General features: G+C 67.1%; 15 protein-coding genes. 10 read left to right on the forward strand and 5 right to left on the reverse strand.

Annotated elements, in window-relative coordinates; translation table 11 throughout:
• Window positions 1–26: 26 nt before the first annotated feature.
• From AB4Y98_RS11400 to AB4Y98_RS11410, 3 genes are all read left to right on the forward strand, one after another.
• On the forward strand, window positions 27–1,355 hold the full coding sequence (locus AB4Y98_RS11400) for a CitMHS family transporter (protein WP_442244418.1): 1,329 nt from the start codon (window positions 27–29) through the stop codon (window positions 1,353–1,355).
• 25 nt (window positions 1,356–1,380) lie between these two features.
• Window positions 1,381–2,121 carry an acetoacetyl-CoA reductase gene (gene phbB / locus AB4Y98_RS11405; RefSeq protein ID WP_025874115.1) on the forward strand — a complete coding sequence of 247 codons (741 nt, stop codon included), beginning with the start codon at window positions 1,381–1,383 and terminating at the stop codon, window positions 2,119–2,121.
• Between the two features lie 177 nt (window positions 2,122–2,298).
• Window positions 2,299–4,587 (forward strand): TonB-dependent receptor, encoded by a 2,289-nt coding sequence (locus AB4Y98_RS11410; protein ID WP_442244379.1) that lies wholly within the window; start codon window positions 2,299–2,301, stop codon window positions 4,585–4,587.
• Window positions 4,588–5,024: 437 nt separating this feature from the next.
• Here AB4Y98_RS11410 and AB4Y98_RS11415 read toward each other — a convergent pair whose 3' ends face one another.
• Together AB4Y98_RS11415 and rsgA are read right to left on the reverse strand one after the other, a co-directional pair.
• Window positions 5,025–6,278 (reverse strand): flavohemoglobin expression-modulating QEGLA motif protein, encoded by a 1,254-nt coding sequence (locus AB4Y98_RS11415; protein ID WP_088100922.1) that lies wholly within the window; start codon window positions 6,276–6,278, stop codon window positions 5,025–5,027.
• A 156-nt stretch (window positions 6,279–6,434) separates the two neighbouring features.
• Window positions 6,435–7,544: a ribosome small subunit-dependent GTPase A gene (gene rsgA, locus AB4Y98_RS11420; protein ID WP_205406199.1), complete on the reverse strand. Its 1,110-nt coding sequence runs from the start codon at window positions 7,542–7,544 to the stop codon at window positions 6,435–6,437.
• A 112-nt stretch (window positions 7,545–7,656) separates the two neighbouring features.
• Here rsgA and AB4Y98_RS11425 point away from each other — a divergent pair, with 112 nt between their 5' ends.
• The 3 genes from AB4Y98_RS11425 to AB4Y98_RS11435 are packed head-to-tail and all read left to right on the forward strand — an operon-like array spanning window position 7,657 to window position 10,288.
• Window positions 7,657–8,931, forward strand: coding sequence for a pyridoxal phosphate-dependent aminotransferase (locus AB4Y98_RS11425; protein ID WP_132824242.1), 1,275 nt, complete (start codon window positions 7,657–7,659; stop codon window positions 8,929–8,931).
• Between the two features lie 3 nt (window positions 8,932–8,934).
• The gene (locus AB4Y98_RS11430) at window positions 8,935–9,552 is read left to right on the forward strand and encodes an SGNH/GDSL hydrolase family protein (RefSeq protein WP_442244380.1); all 618 of its coding nucleotides are present in this window, start codon (window positions 8,935–8,937) and stop codon (window positions 9,550–9,552) included.
• Between the two features lie 4 nt (window positions 9,553–9,556).
• On the forward strand, window positions 9,557–10,288 hold the full coding sequence (locus AB4Y98_RS11435) for a class I SAM-dependent methyltransferase (RefSeq protein WP_394198307.1): 732 nt from the start codon (window positions 9,557–9,559) through the stop codon (window positions 10,286–10,288).
• A 336-nt stretch (window positions 10,289–10,624) separates the two neighbouring features.
• On the opposite strand, the gene AB4Y98_RS11440 is transcribed toward AB4Y98_RS11435, so the two are convergent.
• Window positions 10,625–11,404, reverse strand: a complete 780-nt coding sequence (locus AB4Y98_RS11440; protein ID WP_394198309.1) for a polysaccharide deacetylase family protein — start codon at window positions 11,402–11,404, stop codon at window positions 10,625–10,627.
• Between the two features lie 60 nt (window positions 11,405–11,464).
• On the opposite strand from AB4Y98_RS11440, the gene grxD reads away from it, so the two are divergent.
• Entirely contained in the window at window positions 11,465–12,391 is a 927-nt protein-coding gene (grxD, locus tag AB4Y98_RS11445; protein ID WP_025874107.1) for a Grx4 family monothiol glutaredoxin, read from the forward strand.
• 92 nt (window positions 12,392–12,483) lie between these two features.
• On the opposite strand, the gene AB4Y98_RS11450 is transcribed toward grxD, so the two are convergent.
• Window positions 12,484–13,023, reverse strand: coding sequence for a DUF924 family protein (locus tag AB4Y98_RS11450; protein ID WP_032975420.1), 540 nt, complete (start codon window positions 13,021–13,023; stop codon window positions 12,484–12,486).
• A gap of 42 nt (window positions 13,024–13,065) precedes the next feature.
• Window positions 13,066–13,842, reverse strand: a complete 777-nt coding sequence (locus AB4Y98_RS11455) for an AMP nucleosidase (protein ID WP_025874105.1) — start codon at window positions 13,840–13,842, stop codon at window positions 13,066–13,068.
• A gap of 153 nt (window positions 13,843–13,995) precedes the next feature.
• Here AB4Y98_RS11455 and AB4Y98_RS11460 point away from each other — a divergent pair, with 153 nt between their 5' ends.
• The 3 genes from AB4Y98_RS11460 to AB4Y98_RS11470 are packed head-to-tail and all read left to right on the forward strand — an operon-like array spanning window position 13,996 to window position 17,325.
• Window positions 13,996–15,405, forward strand: a complete 1,410-nt coding sequence (locus AB4Y98_RS11460) for an amidohydrolase (RefSeq protein ID WP_140225524.1) — start codon at window positions 13,996–13,998, stop codon at window positions 15,403–15,405.
• 17 nt (window positions 15,406–15,422) lie between these two features.
• Window positions 15,423–16,673, forward strand: coding sequence for an amidohydrolase family protein (locus tag AB4Y98_RS11465; RefSeq protein ID WP_442244419.1), 1,251 nt, complete (start codon window positions 15,423–15,425; stop codon window positions 16,671–16,673).
• A gap of 19 nt (window positions 16,674–16,692) precedes the next feature.
• Window positions 16,693–17,325 (forward strand): 2-hydroxychromene-2-carboxylate isomerase, encoded by a 633-nt coding sequence (locus AB4Y98_RS11470; RefSeq protein WP_363731686.1) that lies wholly within the window; start codon window positions 16,693–16,695, stop codon window positions 17,323–17,325.
• Window positions 17,326–17,337 lie beyond the last annotated feature (12 nt).

Genomic DNA, 17,337 nt, shown 5'->3' on the forward strand with positions numbered 1-17,337 from the left:
CTGTTTCCTCTAGGAGTCCGCAGATGATGCTGAGCATCCTCGGCTTTGGCATGGTCATTACGTTCATGTACTTGATCATGAGCAAACGACTGTCGCCACTCGTTGCCCTGATCACCATTCCCATCATCTTCGCCCTGATCGGTGGCTTCGCTGCCGGCATCGACGAAATGATGCTGGAAGGCATCAAGAAGATCGCGCCGACCGGCGTGATGCTGATGTTCGCCATCCTCTACTTCGGCGTGATGATCGATGCGGGCCTGTTCGATCCGCTGGTGCGGATCATCCTGCGCTTCGTCAAGGGTGACCCGATGAAGATCGTGTTCGGTACCGCCGTGCTGGCGATGCTGATCTCGCTCGACGGCGATGGCTCGACCACCTACATGATCACCGTGTCGGCGATGCTGCCGCTGTACCAGCGACTCGGCATGAACGCGCTGAACATGACCTGCGTGACCATTCTCGCCGGTGGCGTGATGAACCTGACCCCGTGGGGTGGCCCGACCGCGCGCGCTGCCACCGCCCTGCACGTGGACCCGGCCGATGTGTTCGTGCCACTGATTCCGTCGATGGTGATCGCCTGCGCTGGCGTGCTGCTGCTGGCCTGGTACCTGGGCCTGAAGGAGCGTCGTCGCCTGGGCGTGGTGACCCTGCCCAAGGGCGGCAGCTGGATGGACAACAGCGTGTCCGACGACGGCAACACGCTGCCGACCGTGGAAGATGCCGAAGACACCAAGCGCCCCAAGCTGCTGTGGGTGAACCTGGTGCTGACCCTGGCCTTGATGAGCGCCCTCATCATCGGTGTGCTGCCGATGCCGGTGCTGTTCATGATCGGCTTCGCCATCGCACTGGTGATCAACTACCCGAACCTGGCCGAACAGCGCCGCCGCGTGGTCAGCCATGCCGGCAGCGTGTTGTCGGTGGTGGCGCTGATCTTCGCCGCAGGCATCTTCACCGGCATCCTCAACAACACCGGCATGGTCGAGGCGATGTCGCACAGCTTCCTGGCGATCATCCCAGACAGCTGGGGCCCGTACCTGGCGGTGATCACCGCCGTGGCCTCGATGCCGTTCACCTTCTTCATGTCCAACGACGCGTTCTACTTCGGCGTGCTGCCGATCCTGTCCGAGGCGGCCGGCAACTACGGCATCACCCCGGTGGAAATGGCCCGCGCGTCGCTGGCCGGGCAGCCGGTGCACCTGCTCAGCCCGCTGGTGCCTTCCACCTATCTGCTGGTGGGGCTGGCCAAGGTTGAATTCGCCGACCACCAGAAATTCACCCTGAAGTGGGCGATCGCCATTTCGCTGCTGCTGATGATCGGCGGCCTGTTGTTCGGGCTCTATCCCTTCACGGCCTGATTTCCTTACCAAGGAGCGTTCTGCAATGACTCTTCGCATCGCCTACGTCACCAGCGGGATGGGCAGTGTCGGCACTGCCATCTGCCAGAGCCTGGCCCGTTCCGGCCATACCGTGGTCGCCGGCTGCGCGCCCAACTCGCCGCGCAAGGCCAACTGGCTGCGCGAGCAGCGCGAACAGGGCTTTGATTTCATCGCCTCCGAAGGCAACGCCACCGATTGGGCGTCGACCACGGCGGCCTTCGCCAAGGTACGCGCCGAGGTCGGCGAGGTGGACGTGCTGGTCAACAACTCCGGCGGCAGCCGCGACCTGCTGTTCCGGCAGATGACGGTGGAGGACTGGAATGCAGTGATCGCCTCCAATCTCAATTCGCTGTTCAACCTGACCAAGCAGGTGGTCGATGGCATGGCCACGCGTGGCTGGGGCCGCATCATCAACATCGGTTCGGTCAGCGCCCACAAGGGCCAGATCGGCCAGGTGAACTACGCCACGGCAAAAGCCGCGATGCACGGTTTCAGCCGTGCGCTGGCCGCTGAAGTCGCCTCGCGCGGGGTCACCGTCAACACGCTGTCGCCGGGCTACATCGCCAGCCAGGCGATCAGCAGCTTCCCACCGGACGTGCTGGATCGACTGGCCGCGTCGGTACCGGTGCGGCGCCTGGGTCGCCCGGAAGAAGTGGCCGGCCTGTGTGCCTGGCTGGCTTCGGATGAAGCCTCCTACGTGACCGGTGCCGACTATCCGGTCAACGGTGGCCTGTACATGGGCTAGCCCTCTCCGCGCAGGGCGTGGGTCTGCTTCCCTCCCCCGATGGATTCACGCCCTGCGCGGCTTCTCCCACGACGCCGTTCGTTGGTTTTCCGTAAACAAGGTTTCATGTTCCGTTCGCATAGTGGCCATGCGCCGCGCCCCCCGGGCCGGTGACCATCCCCCATGCAATGGACCATCATGCAGACCCGATACCTGACGATCGCCGTGGCGATCGCGCTTTCCGCCGCCAGCGCCCACGCCGCTGAAGCCATCGACGCCACCGCCGATACCGCGCTGAGCGCGCAGACGCTGGATACGGTCTCGGTCATCGGCCAGGGCGAGACCCGCCAGGTGCAGCGCATCACCACCGTCGACAAGCAGGTGCTGCCGCCGGGTACCAGCGGCCAGAAGATCCTCGACCGCCTGCCGGGCGTGTCGGTGCAGTCCAACGATGCCTTCGGTGCGAATGAAGAATCGCAGACCATCAGCCTGCGCGGCTTCGACAAGAGCCGCCTGGGTTACACGCTGGACGGCATCCCGCTGGGCGACAACAGCTACGGCAACTACAACGGCCTGAGCATCGCCCGTGCACTGATCGCCGAGAACCTGGCTGGCGCCGAGCTGTCGCAGGGCATCGGCTCGCTGGGCGTGGCCTCGACCAGCAACCTTGGCGGCACCATCCAGTACTTCTCGATGGACCCGTCCACCGAATTCGGCGGCCGCGCCAGCATCACCGTCGGCGATGACAACCAGCGCCGCGGCTACCTGCGGGTGGACACCGGCGACATCAACGGCTTCTCGGCCTACGTGTCCGGCGTGCACCAGGACCAGGACATGTGGGCCGCGCCGTACCAGAACCAGACCACCCGCCAGTTCAATGCCAAGGCGGTATGGAACGTGGGCGACAACCGCTTCGGTGCCTTCGTCGCCACCTCGCGCGCCAGCCAGGCCAACTACGCCTACCTGTCCAAGGACATGCTGGCGCGCGGCCTGGGTTATGACTGGAACATCTATGCACCGGACTGGGATCGCGCCGTCGCGGCTGCATACTGCGCACCGGGCACCTACAACAAGGCACGCTGTGCGTTCAGCGGCGGCGTCAACAGCATCGACGATGCCTACTACCAGAGCCGTGCGCTGCGCGACGACAACCTGTATTCGATCGACGCCGACATCCGCCTGGGTGAACAGGGCCGCCTGAAACTGCTGGGCTACCACCACGAAAACCGTGGCCAGGGCCACTGGTGGGCACCGGGCCAGCCGTCCTACCCGGGCACCGACAGGATGCTGCCGATCTCGATCCGCAGCACCAACTACACCATCAACCGCGATGGCGTGACCGCTGCGCTGTCGTGGACGCTGGGCATCCACGAACTGGAAGCCGGTGTGTGGTACGAACAGAACGACCATAACGTCTCGCGCAACTTCTACTACATCAGCGGCCCGTTCCTGGACGACCTGTACCTGCAGAACCCGGACCGTCGCCTGTTCAACCAGGACTTCGACATCCGTACCCGCCAGTTCTATGTGCAGGACCGCATGCGCTTCCTCGACCAGCGCCTGACCGTGGACGTGGGCATCAAGAGCCCCAACACGCGCATGACTGCCAAGGCCCAGCCGGGCGTGGAAACCAGCATCGCCTCGGGTACGCTGACCGCCAAGGAATCGGTGCTGCCGCAGCTGGGCGTGGGCTTCAAGCTCAACGCCAACAATGAAGTGTTCGCCTCGTACGCCGAGAACATTGCTGCCTTCGTCGGCGGCGGCAGCGGTGGCCCGCTGCAGGTGTCGCCGGAATCGTTCGCGGCCAGCGCCGGCCTGGAGCCGGAGAAGTCCAAGAGCCTGGAAGCTGGTTTCCGTACCTTCGGCGAGAAATACCAGGCGTCGATCGCGGCCTACAACGTGAAGTTCGACAACCGTCTGCTGTCGTTGAACCCGTGCTCGAGCATCGAGGTAGGCACGCGTCCGGAGTGCGTGACGCGCTTCATCAACGTCGGTTCGGTGAAGAGCCATGGCGCAGAGCTGACCTTCATCCTCAAGCCGGTCGATGGCCTGCAGTGGTACAACGCGCTGTCCTGGAACAAGACCACCTACGAGGATGACTACACCTCGGGCGGTGCGATCGTGCCGGTGGCCGGCAAGATCACGGTGGATACGCCGCAGCGCATGGCGTCCAGCGAGATCAGCTGGAATCGCGATGGCTTCTTCGCCAGCCTGCGCGCCAAGTACACCGGCAAGCGTTACTACACCTACACCAACGACCAGTCGGTGCCGGGCGTGACCACCTTCGATGCCGGCGCCGGCTACGACTTCGGCCCGGGCATGGGCCTGCGCAACGTGCGGGTGTCGTTGAACGCGACCAACCTGACCAACAAGCGCTATGCGGGCCAGCTGAGTTCGTTCGCACCGACCGATCCGAAGGGCACGCGGTATGCAATCCATGCGAGTGCGCCGCGGCAGGTCTTCATGACGGTGGCGGCGGAGTTCTAAGTCGAAAGCGGGCGCTGCGGCGCGGGGATGCCGCAGCGGGGCGAGGTGGGACGGGCCGAGGCAGGACACGCCGCAAGTACGTCCCTGTAGGCTCGGTCGGCGCATCCATGCGCCTCACGGTCCTGCCTCGGCCCGTCCCACCTCGCCCGACAGTTTCCCGCGCCGGCGCGGTGGCAATGGAAAGCAGAGCAGAAACAAAGCGCCGGGCATTGCGCGGCGCTTTGCTTTTCAAGCTCTTCAAGCGCAATCCCTTCGGCGAGACTGCTACCGCGCTCGCAGGACACTGTCTGGAGGAGGCGGGGCACCCTGGCCAGGACCGTTGGCGCCATGGATGGCGCCATCGAGCACCATGGAGGGGCTTTTGCGTGTCCTGGCCAGGGTGCCCCGCCTCCTCCCAGCCGATAGCAGGCAGGCGCTGGAGGATCCGCCAACGCATTTCATTCCGGCGCCAGCTGGTCCATCCGGATGCGGTTGGCGAACAGCGAGAACGCCAGCATGCCGGCCAGGCCGTTGGCCCGGCTCATCCAGTGCGGTAGCCAGCGCGGTGGCTTCAGCACACCCGATTCGAACAGCGGGGCGAACGCGATCGCATCGGTCAGGCTCATCTTGCCGGCGAACAACCAGCGGCAGACCTGCAGGCGATCCTCGGCCAGCATGTGGCGGAAGAAGGTATGCACCGACACCAGACCGCGCAGGTACACCGTGTCCTTGGTGAAGGCCAGGCCCCCACTCGGCGGCACACCGCGGAATACCCGCTGCGCCGAGGCGAAGCTCTCTTCCGGGTTCTGCCCGGCATCGCAGAAGTAGCGGAACACCTCGATGAAGTCCGCACCTTCGCGCGCCATCGCGATCGCCTCGGTACGCAGGCTGATGCGCTTCAGGCGCTCGATGTCGATGCTGCCGGTGATCTGCTCGGCAAACGTCGCCAGTCCTTCCTGGGTGGCCGTCACCCGTGGCGAGGACAGCGCCAGGCTCGGCAGCACCGGCTGCGCGCGACCGTTCAACGCCGTCAACGAATGCACCAGCGCTTCATGATGGAACAACTGCGCGCGATCGTAAGCGCTGAAACGCGCGCTGGTGCGCAGGCGGATGCGGGTCGGTCCGGCAGCCGCCTTGGAAACCAGCTCCGGGTCCAGCTGCACCTGGATGATGCGTGATTCGAAGAACGCGTCGAGGTCATTCTGCAGCTGCAGCTGCAACGCGATCGCCGATACCGGCACCTGCTCTTCCGGTGCCAGCAGTTCGTGATCCAGTTCGGCGGCAATCTGGATGAAGTGGCGCGCCGCATCGCGCGTGCTCGGTCCGTTGCCCGGCAAAGGCTGCTCGGGCGACCCGAACAACTGCATCGAACAGGCATCCACGGCCGCGGTACCGAGGCCTTCCAGCAGCTGCGCTGCCAGATCCCAGCTCTGCGCGGACTGCTGCACGTAATGGCCCAGCGGATGGTTCTCGTCACACTCGGCAGCGAGCGCGGCCAGCGCGCGACGCTCGTCGCTGAAATCCAGCTTCGGGTAGTCGACCACCGGCAGCGTCGGCTGGCCACGGGCCACGCTGTCCAGGAAGGGTGCCTGCAGTGTCGCCGGCCAGCTGGTCAGGCCCAGCAGGCGGATGCCTCCTACGGCCTCGACCAGGCGCGCATCGAGCGCTGCATGGTGGGCCACGTCACGGTCCAGCGTCGCGGTCGGTTCCATGGGTGGACTATAACGCCCTGCCCGCGCGTTGGTAGGTGCCAACCTTGGTTGGCACAGATATGCATGCGCGGAAAGCATCCACGCATGGCGTGGATCTACTGGGCTGCCCCTGCCGTGACAGTGCCAACCAAGGTTGGCAGCCACCATTCTCCAGCCTTAGCGCCGGCGCGGCTTGCCCGCCGGACGGAACTGCTGGCCCTTGCCCTTCCTGCCGCCGCGTTCCTGAGCGGTCTCGGCCTGGCGCACGGCCAGCTTGGCGGCGGCGGCGGCCACTTCTTCCTTCAACTTGAAGTAGTTCTGCAGCCGGCTCTCTTCGATCTCGCCGGCATCGATCGCCGCACGCACGGCACAGCCGGGTTCCTGCTGGTGCATGCAGTCGCGGAAGCGGCACTGCGCGGCCAGCGCTTCGATATCGGCGAAGCCACCTTCGGCCAGCGTCTCTTCGCCGGTCGGCTTCAGTTCGCGCATGCCCGGCGTATCGATCAGGCAGGCGCCCATCGGCAGTGGCATCAGTGCGCGGTGGGTGGTGGTATGGCGGCCGCGCGAATCGTTGGCGCGCACCGTATTGGTCTTCATCCGCTGCTCGCCCAGCAGCGTGTTGGTCAGCGTCGACTTGCCCGCACCCGACGAGCCCACCAGCACCACCGTCCGGCCGGGACCCAGCCACGGCTCCAGCACTGCAACACTGTCGGCATCCAGGCCATTGATCGCATGCAGGGCGATGCCCTGCATCTCCAGTTCTTCCAGCACCGCCAGCGCATCTTCGCTGTACTCGGTCTGGTCGGCCTTGGTCAGCACCACCACCGGTTCGGCACCGCCACCGCCCACCAGCAGCAGGTAGCGTTCAATACGGCGCGGATTGAAGTCCGCGTCCAGGCCACAGACGATGAAGACGGTATCGATGTTGGCCGCGATCACCTGCTGGTGGTAATGCTCACCGGCGGCGCCACGCTTGATCGCGGTACGTCGCGGCAACAGGGCAACGATGCGGATGCCATCCAGCAGCACCCAGTCGCCCACCGCCGGCCGTTCGTGGCTGGGGAAGCGCGGGCGCTGCCACTCCGGCAGCGATTCGGCCTTGATCGATGCCTCCGGGCCATCAGCCACCACATAGTGGGTGCGATGCTGCTCGATCACCCGCGCCGGGTGGGCCTGCGGGTGTGCGGCCATCACAGCCTGCCAGTCGGCCTGCTGCGGCGGGCCCGGCCAGGGCCAGCCAATGGTCTGCAGAGCGGTGAAATCGGGGGTCTGGGTCATCGCCGCCATTCTACCTGTGTGGTGCCGCCCAGCCCAATGTTGGCGGGCCCTGCGGCCCTTGCCATGCGCTGCAGCAATTCCGCTACCATGGAAGCCCCATGCCTTTTGCGGCCCACCGCCCATGTCCACTCCCTCGCCCAAACCCCTGGTCATCCGCGAGCGCCTTTCCGAAGTGCGCTACGAAATCCGCGGAGAACTGGCACGGCGAGCCCGGGAGCTGGAAGCGCAGGGCCACAAGCTGATCAAGCTCAACATCGGCAATCCCGGCGCTTTCGGCTTCCGTGCACCGGAACACCTGCAGCGCGCGATCGCCGATGACATGGGCCGCACCGATCCCTACACCCATCAGCAGGGCCTGCCGGTCGCCCGCGAAGCCATCGCCGCCGCGTACGCCCGCCGTGGCGCACCGGATGCCCACCCGGACCGCGTGTTCGTCGGCAACGGCGTCAGCGAGCTGATCGACCTGTCGCTGCGTGCGCTGCTCAACCCGGGCGACGAAGTGCTGGTGCCCTCGCCGGACTATCCGCTGTGGTCGGCCTCGACCATCCTCAACGACGGCCGCCCGGTCTACTACCGCTGCGCCGCCGAGAACGGCTTCCAGCCGGACCCGAGCGAGATCGAGACGCTGGTGTCCTCGCGCACCCGCGCCATCGTGCTGATCAACCCGAACAATCCCAGCGGCGCCAGCTACCCGCGCGAGCTGCTGGAGCAGGTGGTCGAGATCGCGCGCCGCCACAACCTGCTGCTGCTGGTCGATGAGATCTACGACCAGATCCTGTACGACGACGCGGTGTTCCAGCCGGTCGCACCGCTGGCCGGTGACCATCCCTGCCTGACCTTCAGCGGCCTGAGCAAGGTGCACCGCGCCTGCGGCTGGCGGGTGGGCTGGGCACACCTCAGCGGCGACGACGCACGGCTGGGCGACTTCCGCGCCGCGCTGGACCTGCTGGGCGCGCTGCGCCTGTGCGCCAACGTGCCGGGCCAGTACGCCATCGACGCCGCAGTGAACGGTCCGGACACCATTTCGGAGCTGTGCGCACCGGGTGGCCGCCTGTATGAAACCCGTCGTGCAGTGATTGAAGCCTGCGAGGCCAGCGAACACCTGTCACTGGTTGCCCCCGCCGGCGCGCTGTACGCGTTCCCGGCCGTGGTCGGTGCCGCTGCCAAGGGCTTTGACGATCATAATTTCGCGCTGGACCTGATGAACAACGACGGCGTGCTGGTGGTGCCGGGCTCAAGCTTCAACGTGCCTTACCGCCACCACTTCCGCGTGACCCTGCTGCCGGAGGCGTCGGTGATGCGCGACGTGTTCGCCCGTATCGACCGCGCCCTCGCCCGCCGTGCCGAAGATGCCACCAAGGTGGTGCCGCTGAAGCCCCGCCGGTCGGTGGCTTGATCGATGGGCTTGACGTATCTGGCCCTGGGCGATTCCTACACCATCGGTGAAGCGGTCGCGGTCGACGGCCGCTGGCCGCATCAGCTCGCCGCCGCCCTGCGCGCGCAGGGCGTCGCGCTGGGCGATCCGCAGACCATCGCCACCACCGGCTGGAGCACCGACGAGCTCGACGCCGGCATCGACGACGTTGCGCCGCAAGGGCCGTTCGACTTCGTCAGCCTGCTGATCGGCGTCAACAACCAGTATCGCGGGCGTCCGCTGGACGAATACCAGGTGCAGTTCCAGGCCCTGCTGCAGCGCGCGATTGGTTTTGCCGGCGGCCGTGCGGACCGGGTCCTGGTGCTGTCCTTCCCGGACTGGGGCACCACGCCGTACGGTGCAGGCAGCGGTCGCGACCTGGGCCAGATCGAACTGGAAACCGACGAGTTCAACGCTGCCGCCGAGGTGATCAGCACCCAGCAGGGCGTGGCCTTCGTCGACATCACCGATATCAGCCGCGATACCGGCGCTGACCCGGCAATGATTGCCGAGGATGGCCTGCACCCGTCCGCACGGATGTATGCACTGTGGAGCGCACGTGCGCTGCCGGTGGCCGCTCACCTGCTGGGCGGAACGGACTGAGACGATGGACGGCACGCCACGGAACGGCACGCCCCTGCCCTGCTCGCCGCTTGATGCCGGGCAGGCGCGCCTGATCGCCGAGTCCTTCCGGCCGATGCAGGCCTGGGGCAGCCGCCGCGATTACTACTACACACGCGGCAAGCTGGGCAGCGACCCGCTGTATGACGGCGTGCTGCAGCACCTTCCCGATGACGGCCAGCCGGTGCTCGACCTGGGCTGCGGGCTGGGCCTGTTCGCGCATGTGCTGCGCCAGCGTGGCCGCCAGCAGGGGTACCTCGGGGTGGACGTGGACAGCGACAAGATCGCCCGTGCGCAGCGCGCCGGCAGTGGCCTGGCCGACGTACGGTTCGACTGTCTGGATGTGCAGGCACCCTTACCGGCGCATGGCGGGCATGTGCTGCTGCTAGATGTGCTGCAGTACCTGGACGAAGCGCCGCAACTGGAGCTGCTGCGCGCGGTGAGCGCGCGGGTCGCGCCCGGTGGCCGCCTGCTGCTGCGCACGCCGCTGGCGACCGGTGACCGCCGCGACCGCACCACTCGAGTGGCTGATCGCCTGGCGTGGCTGGTCGGCTGGATGGGCACGCGACCGCGCCATTACCCGGATCCGCAGCGGCTGCAGGCCACGCTGGCCGAGGCTGGGCTGCAGGTGGCTCCGTTGCGTCCCCTGCATGGGCGCACGCCGTTCAACAGCTGGCTGCTGGTTGCCGAGCGTCCGGGAACTGCGGCCAACGGCTGAGCCCCTCGTGGTGGGCGGCCAGGGTGATCGTGAGATGGCCGGGTGGGTGGACTGCACAGGGGGCGCTGCAAGTACGTCCATGTAAGCTCGGTCGCCGCTTGCTCATGCGCGCTGTCCTGCGCACATGAGCAAGACCGGGGTTGGGCGTCCTGCCCAGCCCGCCCGAGGCATGCCTCGGGCCCATGCGGCTCACGCCCCTGTGCAGCCCACCCGCCCGGCCACGGACGGTTTACGGGTGCGTCCACCACGGAAGACAAGAAAAAAGCGAAGAGCAAACGCGGGTCGCTTCGCTCTTGCTGCGTCTGGCGCTCGCCGGGTGTGGCCCGGCGCTACCGGTCAGCCGGCCGGCAGTTCGGCCTTCAGGCCGCGCTCGTCCAGCGACTGCAGCACCCGTTCGATGATGGCCAGGTTGTGGCCGTGGGCGGCACCTTCATGCAACAGCACGATCGCGCCCGGGCGCAGGTCCGGGAGCAGGCGCGCCAGCACACCGTCCGGCGTGCAGCCAACGCCGTCGTAACCGCGGGCGCTCCAGCCCACGCGCACCAGGCCCAGCTTGCGCAGTACCGGTGCCACGAACGGGTTGGTCATGCCCACCACCGAGCGGTACCAGCGTACCGGTCGCCCGCTGACCGTCTGCAGCGCCTGCTGGCAACCTTCGATCTCCGCCGCCATCGTGCCCGGGCCCAGCCGCCAGAAGCGCGCCTGCGGGTGGCTGTGGCTGTGGTTGCCGAGGTCGTGTCCGCGACGCAGGATCTCCTCCACCAGGGCCGGATGCGCCAATGCGCGCTCGCCGACCAGGAAAAAGGTCGCCCTTGCCTGGTGTCGGTCCAACAGATCCAGCACCGCTGGGGTCTGCTCACTGGGGCCGTCGTCGATGGTCAGCCAGACGCTGTTGCCGGCATCGGGCAACCGGCTCAGCACGGGCGCGTAGAAGCGGCTGTTGGGCAGGAACACCGGCACCATGAACAACGCGTGGCTCGCCACCATCAGCGCCAGACCCCAATGCCAGCCGGCCAGCACCCAGGTCAGGATCACAGCCGCCTGCGACAGCACCAGCCAGGGTACCCAGCGCCAGGGGCGGGTCGGGATGCGATGCAATGTTCCTGCGTTGGTCATGCCCCATGATGCCATGGGGGGTAGAATTGATGATTCGAATTTTTCGGACCCATGACTGCCATGTCCCTCGATCCCGCCCTGCGTTCGCGCATCGAAACCATCCTCAACGACAACCGCGTCGTGCTGTTCATGAAGGGCCAGCCGTCGATGCCGCAGTGCGGCTTCTCGGCCAAGGCCGTGGGTGCCCTGCAGGACCTGGGCGTGGAGTTCGCCCACGTCAACGTGCTGGCTGACGCGGAGATCCGTGAAGGCATCAAGGCCTATGGCGACTGGCCGACCATCCCGCAGCTGTACATCGACGGCGAACTGGTCGGCGGCAGCGACATCGTGCTGCAGATGGCCGCCAGCGGTGAGCTGAGCAGCGTGCTGGGCCTGGCTGCACCGGACCGCACCCCGCCGCGCATCACCGTCACCCCCGCCGCGGTGGAAATGCTGAAGGGCGCGCTGGCCGATTCGCCGGGTGCGTCGCTGCAGTTGGGCATCGATGCCCGCTTCCAGCCGAACTTCCAGCTGGCCCCGTACGATGAAGGCGCGATCGCCGCCGAGTCCAACGGCCTGCGCGTGCAGTTCGACCTGGCCAGCGCCCGCCGCGCCGATGGCATCACCATCGACTGGGTCGACGACATCCGTGGCAAGGGCCTGGCGATCGACAACCCGAACGCGCCCAAGCCGGTGCAGGAAATCAGCGTGCGTGATGCCGACGACCTGGTGCGTGCCGGCAACGTGATGCTGGTGGACGTGCGCCCGGCCGAAGAACGCGCCATCGCTGCTGTCGGCGTACCGTTCAAGAGCTTCGATGGCAACGGCCGCGCCGAGCTGGAAGCCCTGCCCAAGGACACCGCCCTGGCCTTCCTGTGCCACCACGGTGGCCGCAGCGCGCAGGCAGCAGAGCAGTTCCGTGCGCTGGGCTTCAGCAAGGTGTTCAACGTCACCGGCGGCATCGATGCCTGGTCGGACGAAGTGGACAACGGCGTGCCGAAGTACTGATCGGCTGCAGTTGAAACCCACAAAAACGCCGGCGAAAGCCGGCGTTTTCCGTTGAATCCATCCACGCATGGCGTGGATCTACTCCTTCCGGGTTATCCGGCAAAACCGCCTTCGGCCAGGTAATCCAGTTCTTCCGGCGACGGAATGCGGCCAAGCACCGCATTGCGGTGCGGGAACCGGCCGAAGCGGCGGATGATGTCGCGGTGCAGTTCGGCGTACTGCAGGTATTCCTTGTCACCCAGCACGTCGAACATCGCGACCGAGCGGTCCTGGTCCAGCGGATCTTCGGAGTGCTCGAACGGCAGGTAGATGAAGGCGCGCAGCTTGGGTACCAGCTGCAGGTCCAGCCCCTCCTCGATCGCGCGCGTGGCGTAGTGCCGTGCCAGGCCATCGGTGGCATAGGAATGGGCCGTGCCGCGGAAGCAGTTGCGCGGGAACTGGTCCAGCAGCAGCATCAGCGCCAGCGCGCCCTCGGCGCTGCCCAGCCAGTGCTCGCGCGCGCGCGATGCGGCAGCGTGGTGTTCGTCCGCGAACAGCGTACGGAACCGCGCGTCGAACGCATCATCGCGGGCAAACCACTTTTCAGGGCCCGCGTCCTTCCAGAATTCCACCACTTGCGCGGCAACGTCCATCACCTACTCCCAGGGCCGGCGCGCCGCGCCAGGCCATCATCATCATTCGTCGAAGCGCAGGTGGCGGACCGACTTGCCGTTGCGCCGGATAAGCTTAAGCGCCTCGATGCCGATCTGGATATGGTTTTCCACGAACTGCGAGCTGACCTTGGCGTCGGATGCCTCGGTTTTCACCCCGTCCGGGATCATCGGCTGGTCTGAAACCAGCAGCAGGGCGCCGCTGGGAATATGGTTGGCAAAGCCGGCAGCGAAGATCGTAGCGGTTTCCATGTCGATGGCCATGCAGCGCATCGCCCGCAGCCGCTCCTTGAAGGCCTCGTCGTGCTCCCAGACCCGGCGGTTGGTGGTGTAGACGGTGCCGGTCCAGTAGTCATGGCCAAGGTCGCGGATCATGGTCGAGACCGCACGCTGCAGGGCAAATGCCGGCAAGGCCGGCACTTCCGGCGGCAGGTAGTCGCCCGAGGTTCCCTCGCCGCGGATGGCCGCGATCGGCAGCACCAGGTCGCCCAGCTCGTTCTTGCGCTTCAGCCCGCCGCACTTGCCCAGGAACAGCACCGCCTTGGGCATCACCGCCGACAGCAGATCCATGATGATCGCGGCATTGGGGCTGCCCATGCCGAAGTTGATCATGGTGATGCCGTCGATGGTGGCGCTGGCCATCGGCCGGTCCAGGCCGATCACCGGCGCCCCGGTCAGCGCGGAGAACGTATGCAGGTAGCCCCCGAAGTTGGTCAGCAGGATGTGCTGGCCGAACTGGTCCAGAGGTACGCCGGTATAGCGCGGAAGCCAGTTGTCGACGATGTCCTGCTTGCTCTTCATGGGCGGTCCGGTGCGGCGTGGGGAGCACCATTTTCCGGGAGGCGGTCGTTGCCGTCGAGATGGCCGATGGCGACCCGTGAAAAAGGACACTTGGCAAGCACGCCGCTCCCCGGCTAGCGTCGGTGGGTTGAACACGCTGCCAAGGGGATCTGCATGACATCGACGTTGTTGCGCGCCGGGTTGGGTCTGGCGCTGGTATCGCTGAGCACGGCGCCGGCCGTGGGCGCTTCGCGCTTCGTGGCCGATCCCTACCCGAGCACCTACCAGGCGCACCCCGATGGGCCGTTGCTGATCCAGAACGCCACGGTGCTGACCGGCACCGGCCAGCGCCTCGACAACGCCGATGTGCTGCTGCGCGATGGCCGCATCGTCGCCGTCGGCGATGCGCTGCAGGTCGATGCCAGCGTCACCCGCATCAACGCCGACGGCAAGTGGGTGACGCCCGGCCTGATCGACGTGCATTCGCACCTGGGCGTCTATCCCAGCCCCGGTGTCGGCGCGCACAGCGACGGCAACGAGATGACCGCGCCGGTCACCGCCAACGTCTGGGCCGAGCATTCGGTATGGCCGCAGGACCCCGGTTTCCAGGCGGCGCTGGCCGGCGGAGTGACCAGCATGCAGGTGCTGCCCGGCTCGGCCAACCTGGTCGGTGGCCGCGGCGTAACGCTGAAGAACGTGCCTGCCACCACCTACCAGGCGATGAAGTTCCCCGGCGCGCCGTGGGGCCTGAAAATGGCCTGCGGCGAAAACCCCAAGCGCGTCTACGGTGGCGGCAAGGGCGTGGCACCTGCAACGCGGATGGGCAACGTGGCCGGTTACCGCGCAGCCTTCATCGACGCGGCCGACTACATCGCCAAGAACACGCCGAAGCCGGCCAAGCGCAAGGGCTGGTTCGGCAGCGACAAGGGCGACAGCGCCGGTGACGCCGGCGGCAAGCGCGACCTCAAGCTGGACACCCTTGCCGGTGCGATCCAGGGCGATATCCGCGTGCACATCCACTGCTACCGCGCCGATGAAATGGCCACCATGCTCGACCTGTCCAAGGAATTCGGCTTCAAGGTGGCCGCCTTCCACCATGGCGTGGAGGCCTACAAACTGGCCGACCGTCTGGCGGCCGAAGGTGTGTGCGGTGCACTGTGGGCCGACTGGTGGGGCTTCAAGATGGAGGCCTTCGACGGCATCGCCGAGAACATCGCGCTGGTCGACCGGCCGAAGAACAGCTGCGCCATCGTCCACTCCGACTCGCCCGAAGGCATCCAGCGCCTGAACCAGGAGGCCGCCAAGGTGATGGCCGCCGCGCGCCGCGCGCACATGCCGGAGATCGCGCCGGAACGCGCGATCACCTGGATGACCGCCAACGCCGCCAAGGCGCTGGGCATCGAAGCACAGACCGGCACGCTGGAGGCCGGAAAGATGGCCGACGTGGTGATCTGGAACGGCAACCCCTTCAGTTCGTATGCACTGGCCGAACAGGTGTTCGTCGATGGCCGCCGTGTGTACGACCGCAGCACGCCACCGGCGACGCCGCGGTCGGATTTCCAACTTGGGCAGGAGCTGCGCTGATGGGCATGTTCAAGGCAATGGCGAAGTCTGCCGCAACGCTCGGCGCTGCCGTCATGGCGCTGGCCTGCATTGCGCCGCCTGCGCAGGCGCAGGACCTGCTGGTGCGCGGTGCGACCGTCGCTACCGCCAGCGCACGCGGCAACGTGGAAGATGCCGACGTGCTGGTGCAGGGCGGCATCATCCGCGCGGTGGGTCGCGGCCTGTCCGCACCGGCTGGCGTGCCGGTGGTCGAGGCCAAGGGCCGCACGCTGACCCCGGCCCTGTTCGGCGGTATCACCGAGATCGGCATCGAGGAAGTGTCCGGCGAATCGAGCACGGTCGACAGCGCGCTGAAGATCGGTGAGCAGCCGCTGCGTCCGGAATTCGACGTGACCCTGGCCTACAACCCTGCGTCGGTGCTGATTCCGGTAGCACGCCTGGATGGCATCGGCTTCACCGCGCTGGGCGCGGCCACCGGCGGTGGCTTCGTCGCCGGCCAGGGCGGCGTGGTGCGCTTCGATGGCAGTGCCGACCCGATCGGCCCGCGCGCCCTGTTCCTGCGCCTGGGCGCGGCGGCGTCTGAACTGACCGGACAATCGCGCGCGGCACAATGGATGCTGCTGCAGCAGATGGTCGATGAAGCGCGCGGCCAGGTCGCCGCCGACTCGCCGCATGCGCTGCTGACCCCGGCCGGTCGCCGCACGCTGGCCCGCTATCTGTCCGGCCAGGGCCGCATCGTGGTGGAAGTGGACCGCGCGGCCGACATCCGCCAGCTGCTGCGCTGGGCGGCCCGCGAGAAGGTGAAGATCGCCATCGCCGGCGGTGCCGAGGCCTGGCAGCTGGCACCGGAACTGGCAGCGGCCAAGGTGYCGGTGTTCGTCGACGCGCTGGGCAACCTGCCGGCCACCTTCGACCAGATCGGCGCCACCCTGGAAAACGCCGCGCGGTTGCAGCGCGCCGGCGTGCCGGTGGCCTTTGCCCAGCGCGACGACGCCTCGCACAACGCGCGCAAGATGCGCCAGCTGGCCGGCAATGCTGTAGCCAATGGCCTGCCCTGGGCCGACGGCCTGGCCGGGCTGACCCGGGTACCGGCCGAGGTGCTGGGCGTGGCCGACCAGATCGGCAGCATCGAGCCGGGCAAGCGTGCCGACCTGGTGCTGTGGGAAGGTGATCCGCTGGATGTGGCGCACTATGCCGAACAGGTCTGGCTGGGCGGCCGCGCGATGCCGATGCGCTCGCGCCAGACCGAACTGCGCGACCGCTACCTGCAGCGCAACGCGCAGCCCTGACCGCTACAAGGAGCCCCCGATGCCCACCCTGCGCTGGTATTTCGACTTCGTCTCGCCCTATTCCTACCTGCACTGGCAGAAAGTGAAGCGGCTTCCGCAGTTCGAGCACATCCAACCGGTACCGATCGCCTTCGGTGCGGTCCTGCACCATCTGGGCAACCTCGGCCCGGCGGAGATCCCGGCCAAGCGCCGTTTCATGTACCGCCAGCTGCTGTGGACCGCGCAGGCCGAGGGCACCCCTCTGCGCTTCCCGCCGGGGCATCCGTTCAACCCGCTGGCGGCGCTGCGCCTGTGCCTGGCCGCAGGCGCCAGCACCGAGGCGGTGGATGTGCTGTTTGACTGGATCTGGCGCGACGGCCGCGCGGCCGACAGCGCCCCGGCCCTGCGCGAACCCGCCACCCGGCTGGGTATCAGCGATGTGGAGGCGGCCATTGGCGAGCCGGCAATCAAGGAACAGCTGCGTCGCAACACCGATGCGGCGATCGAGGCCGGCGTATTCGGCGTGCCGACCCTGGCCATCGACGGCGAACTGTTCTGGGGCAACGATACCCACCCGCTGATGGCGGCGGTGCTGGACGACCCGGGCCTGCTGGATCGCCCCGACTGGCAGCAGGCGGTGGCCCTGCCGATGGCGGTGCAGCGCAGTCGCTGAACAGGCAGTGGC

The organism is Stenotrophomonas sp. 2YAF26 (assembly GCF_052114625.1).
GTDB lineage: Bacteria > Pseudomonadota > Gammaproteobacteria > Xanthomonadales > Xanthomonadaceae > Stenotrophomonas > Stenotrophomonas indicatrix.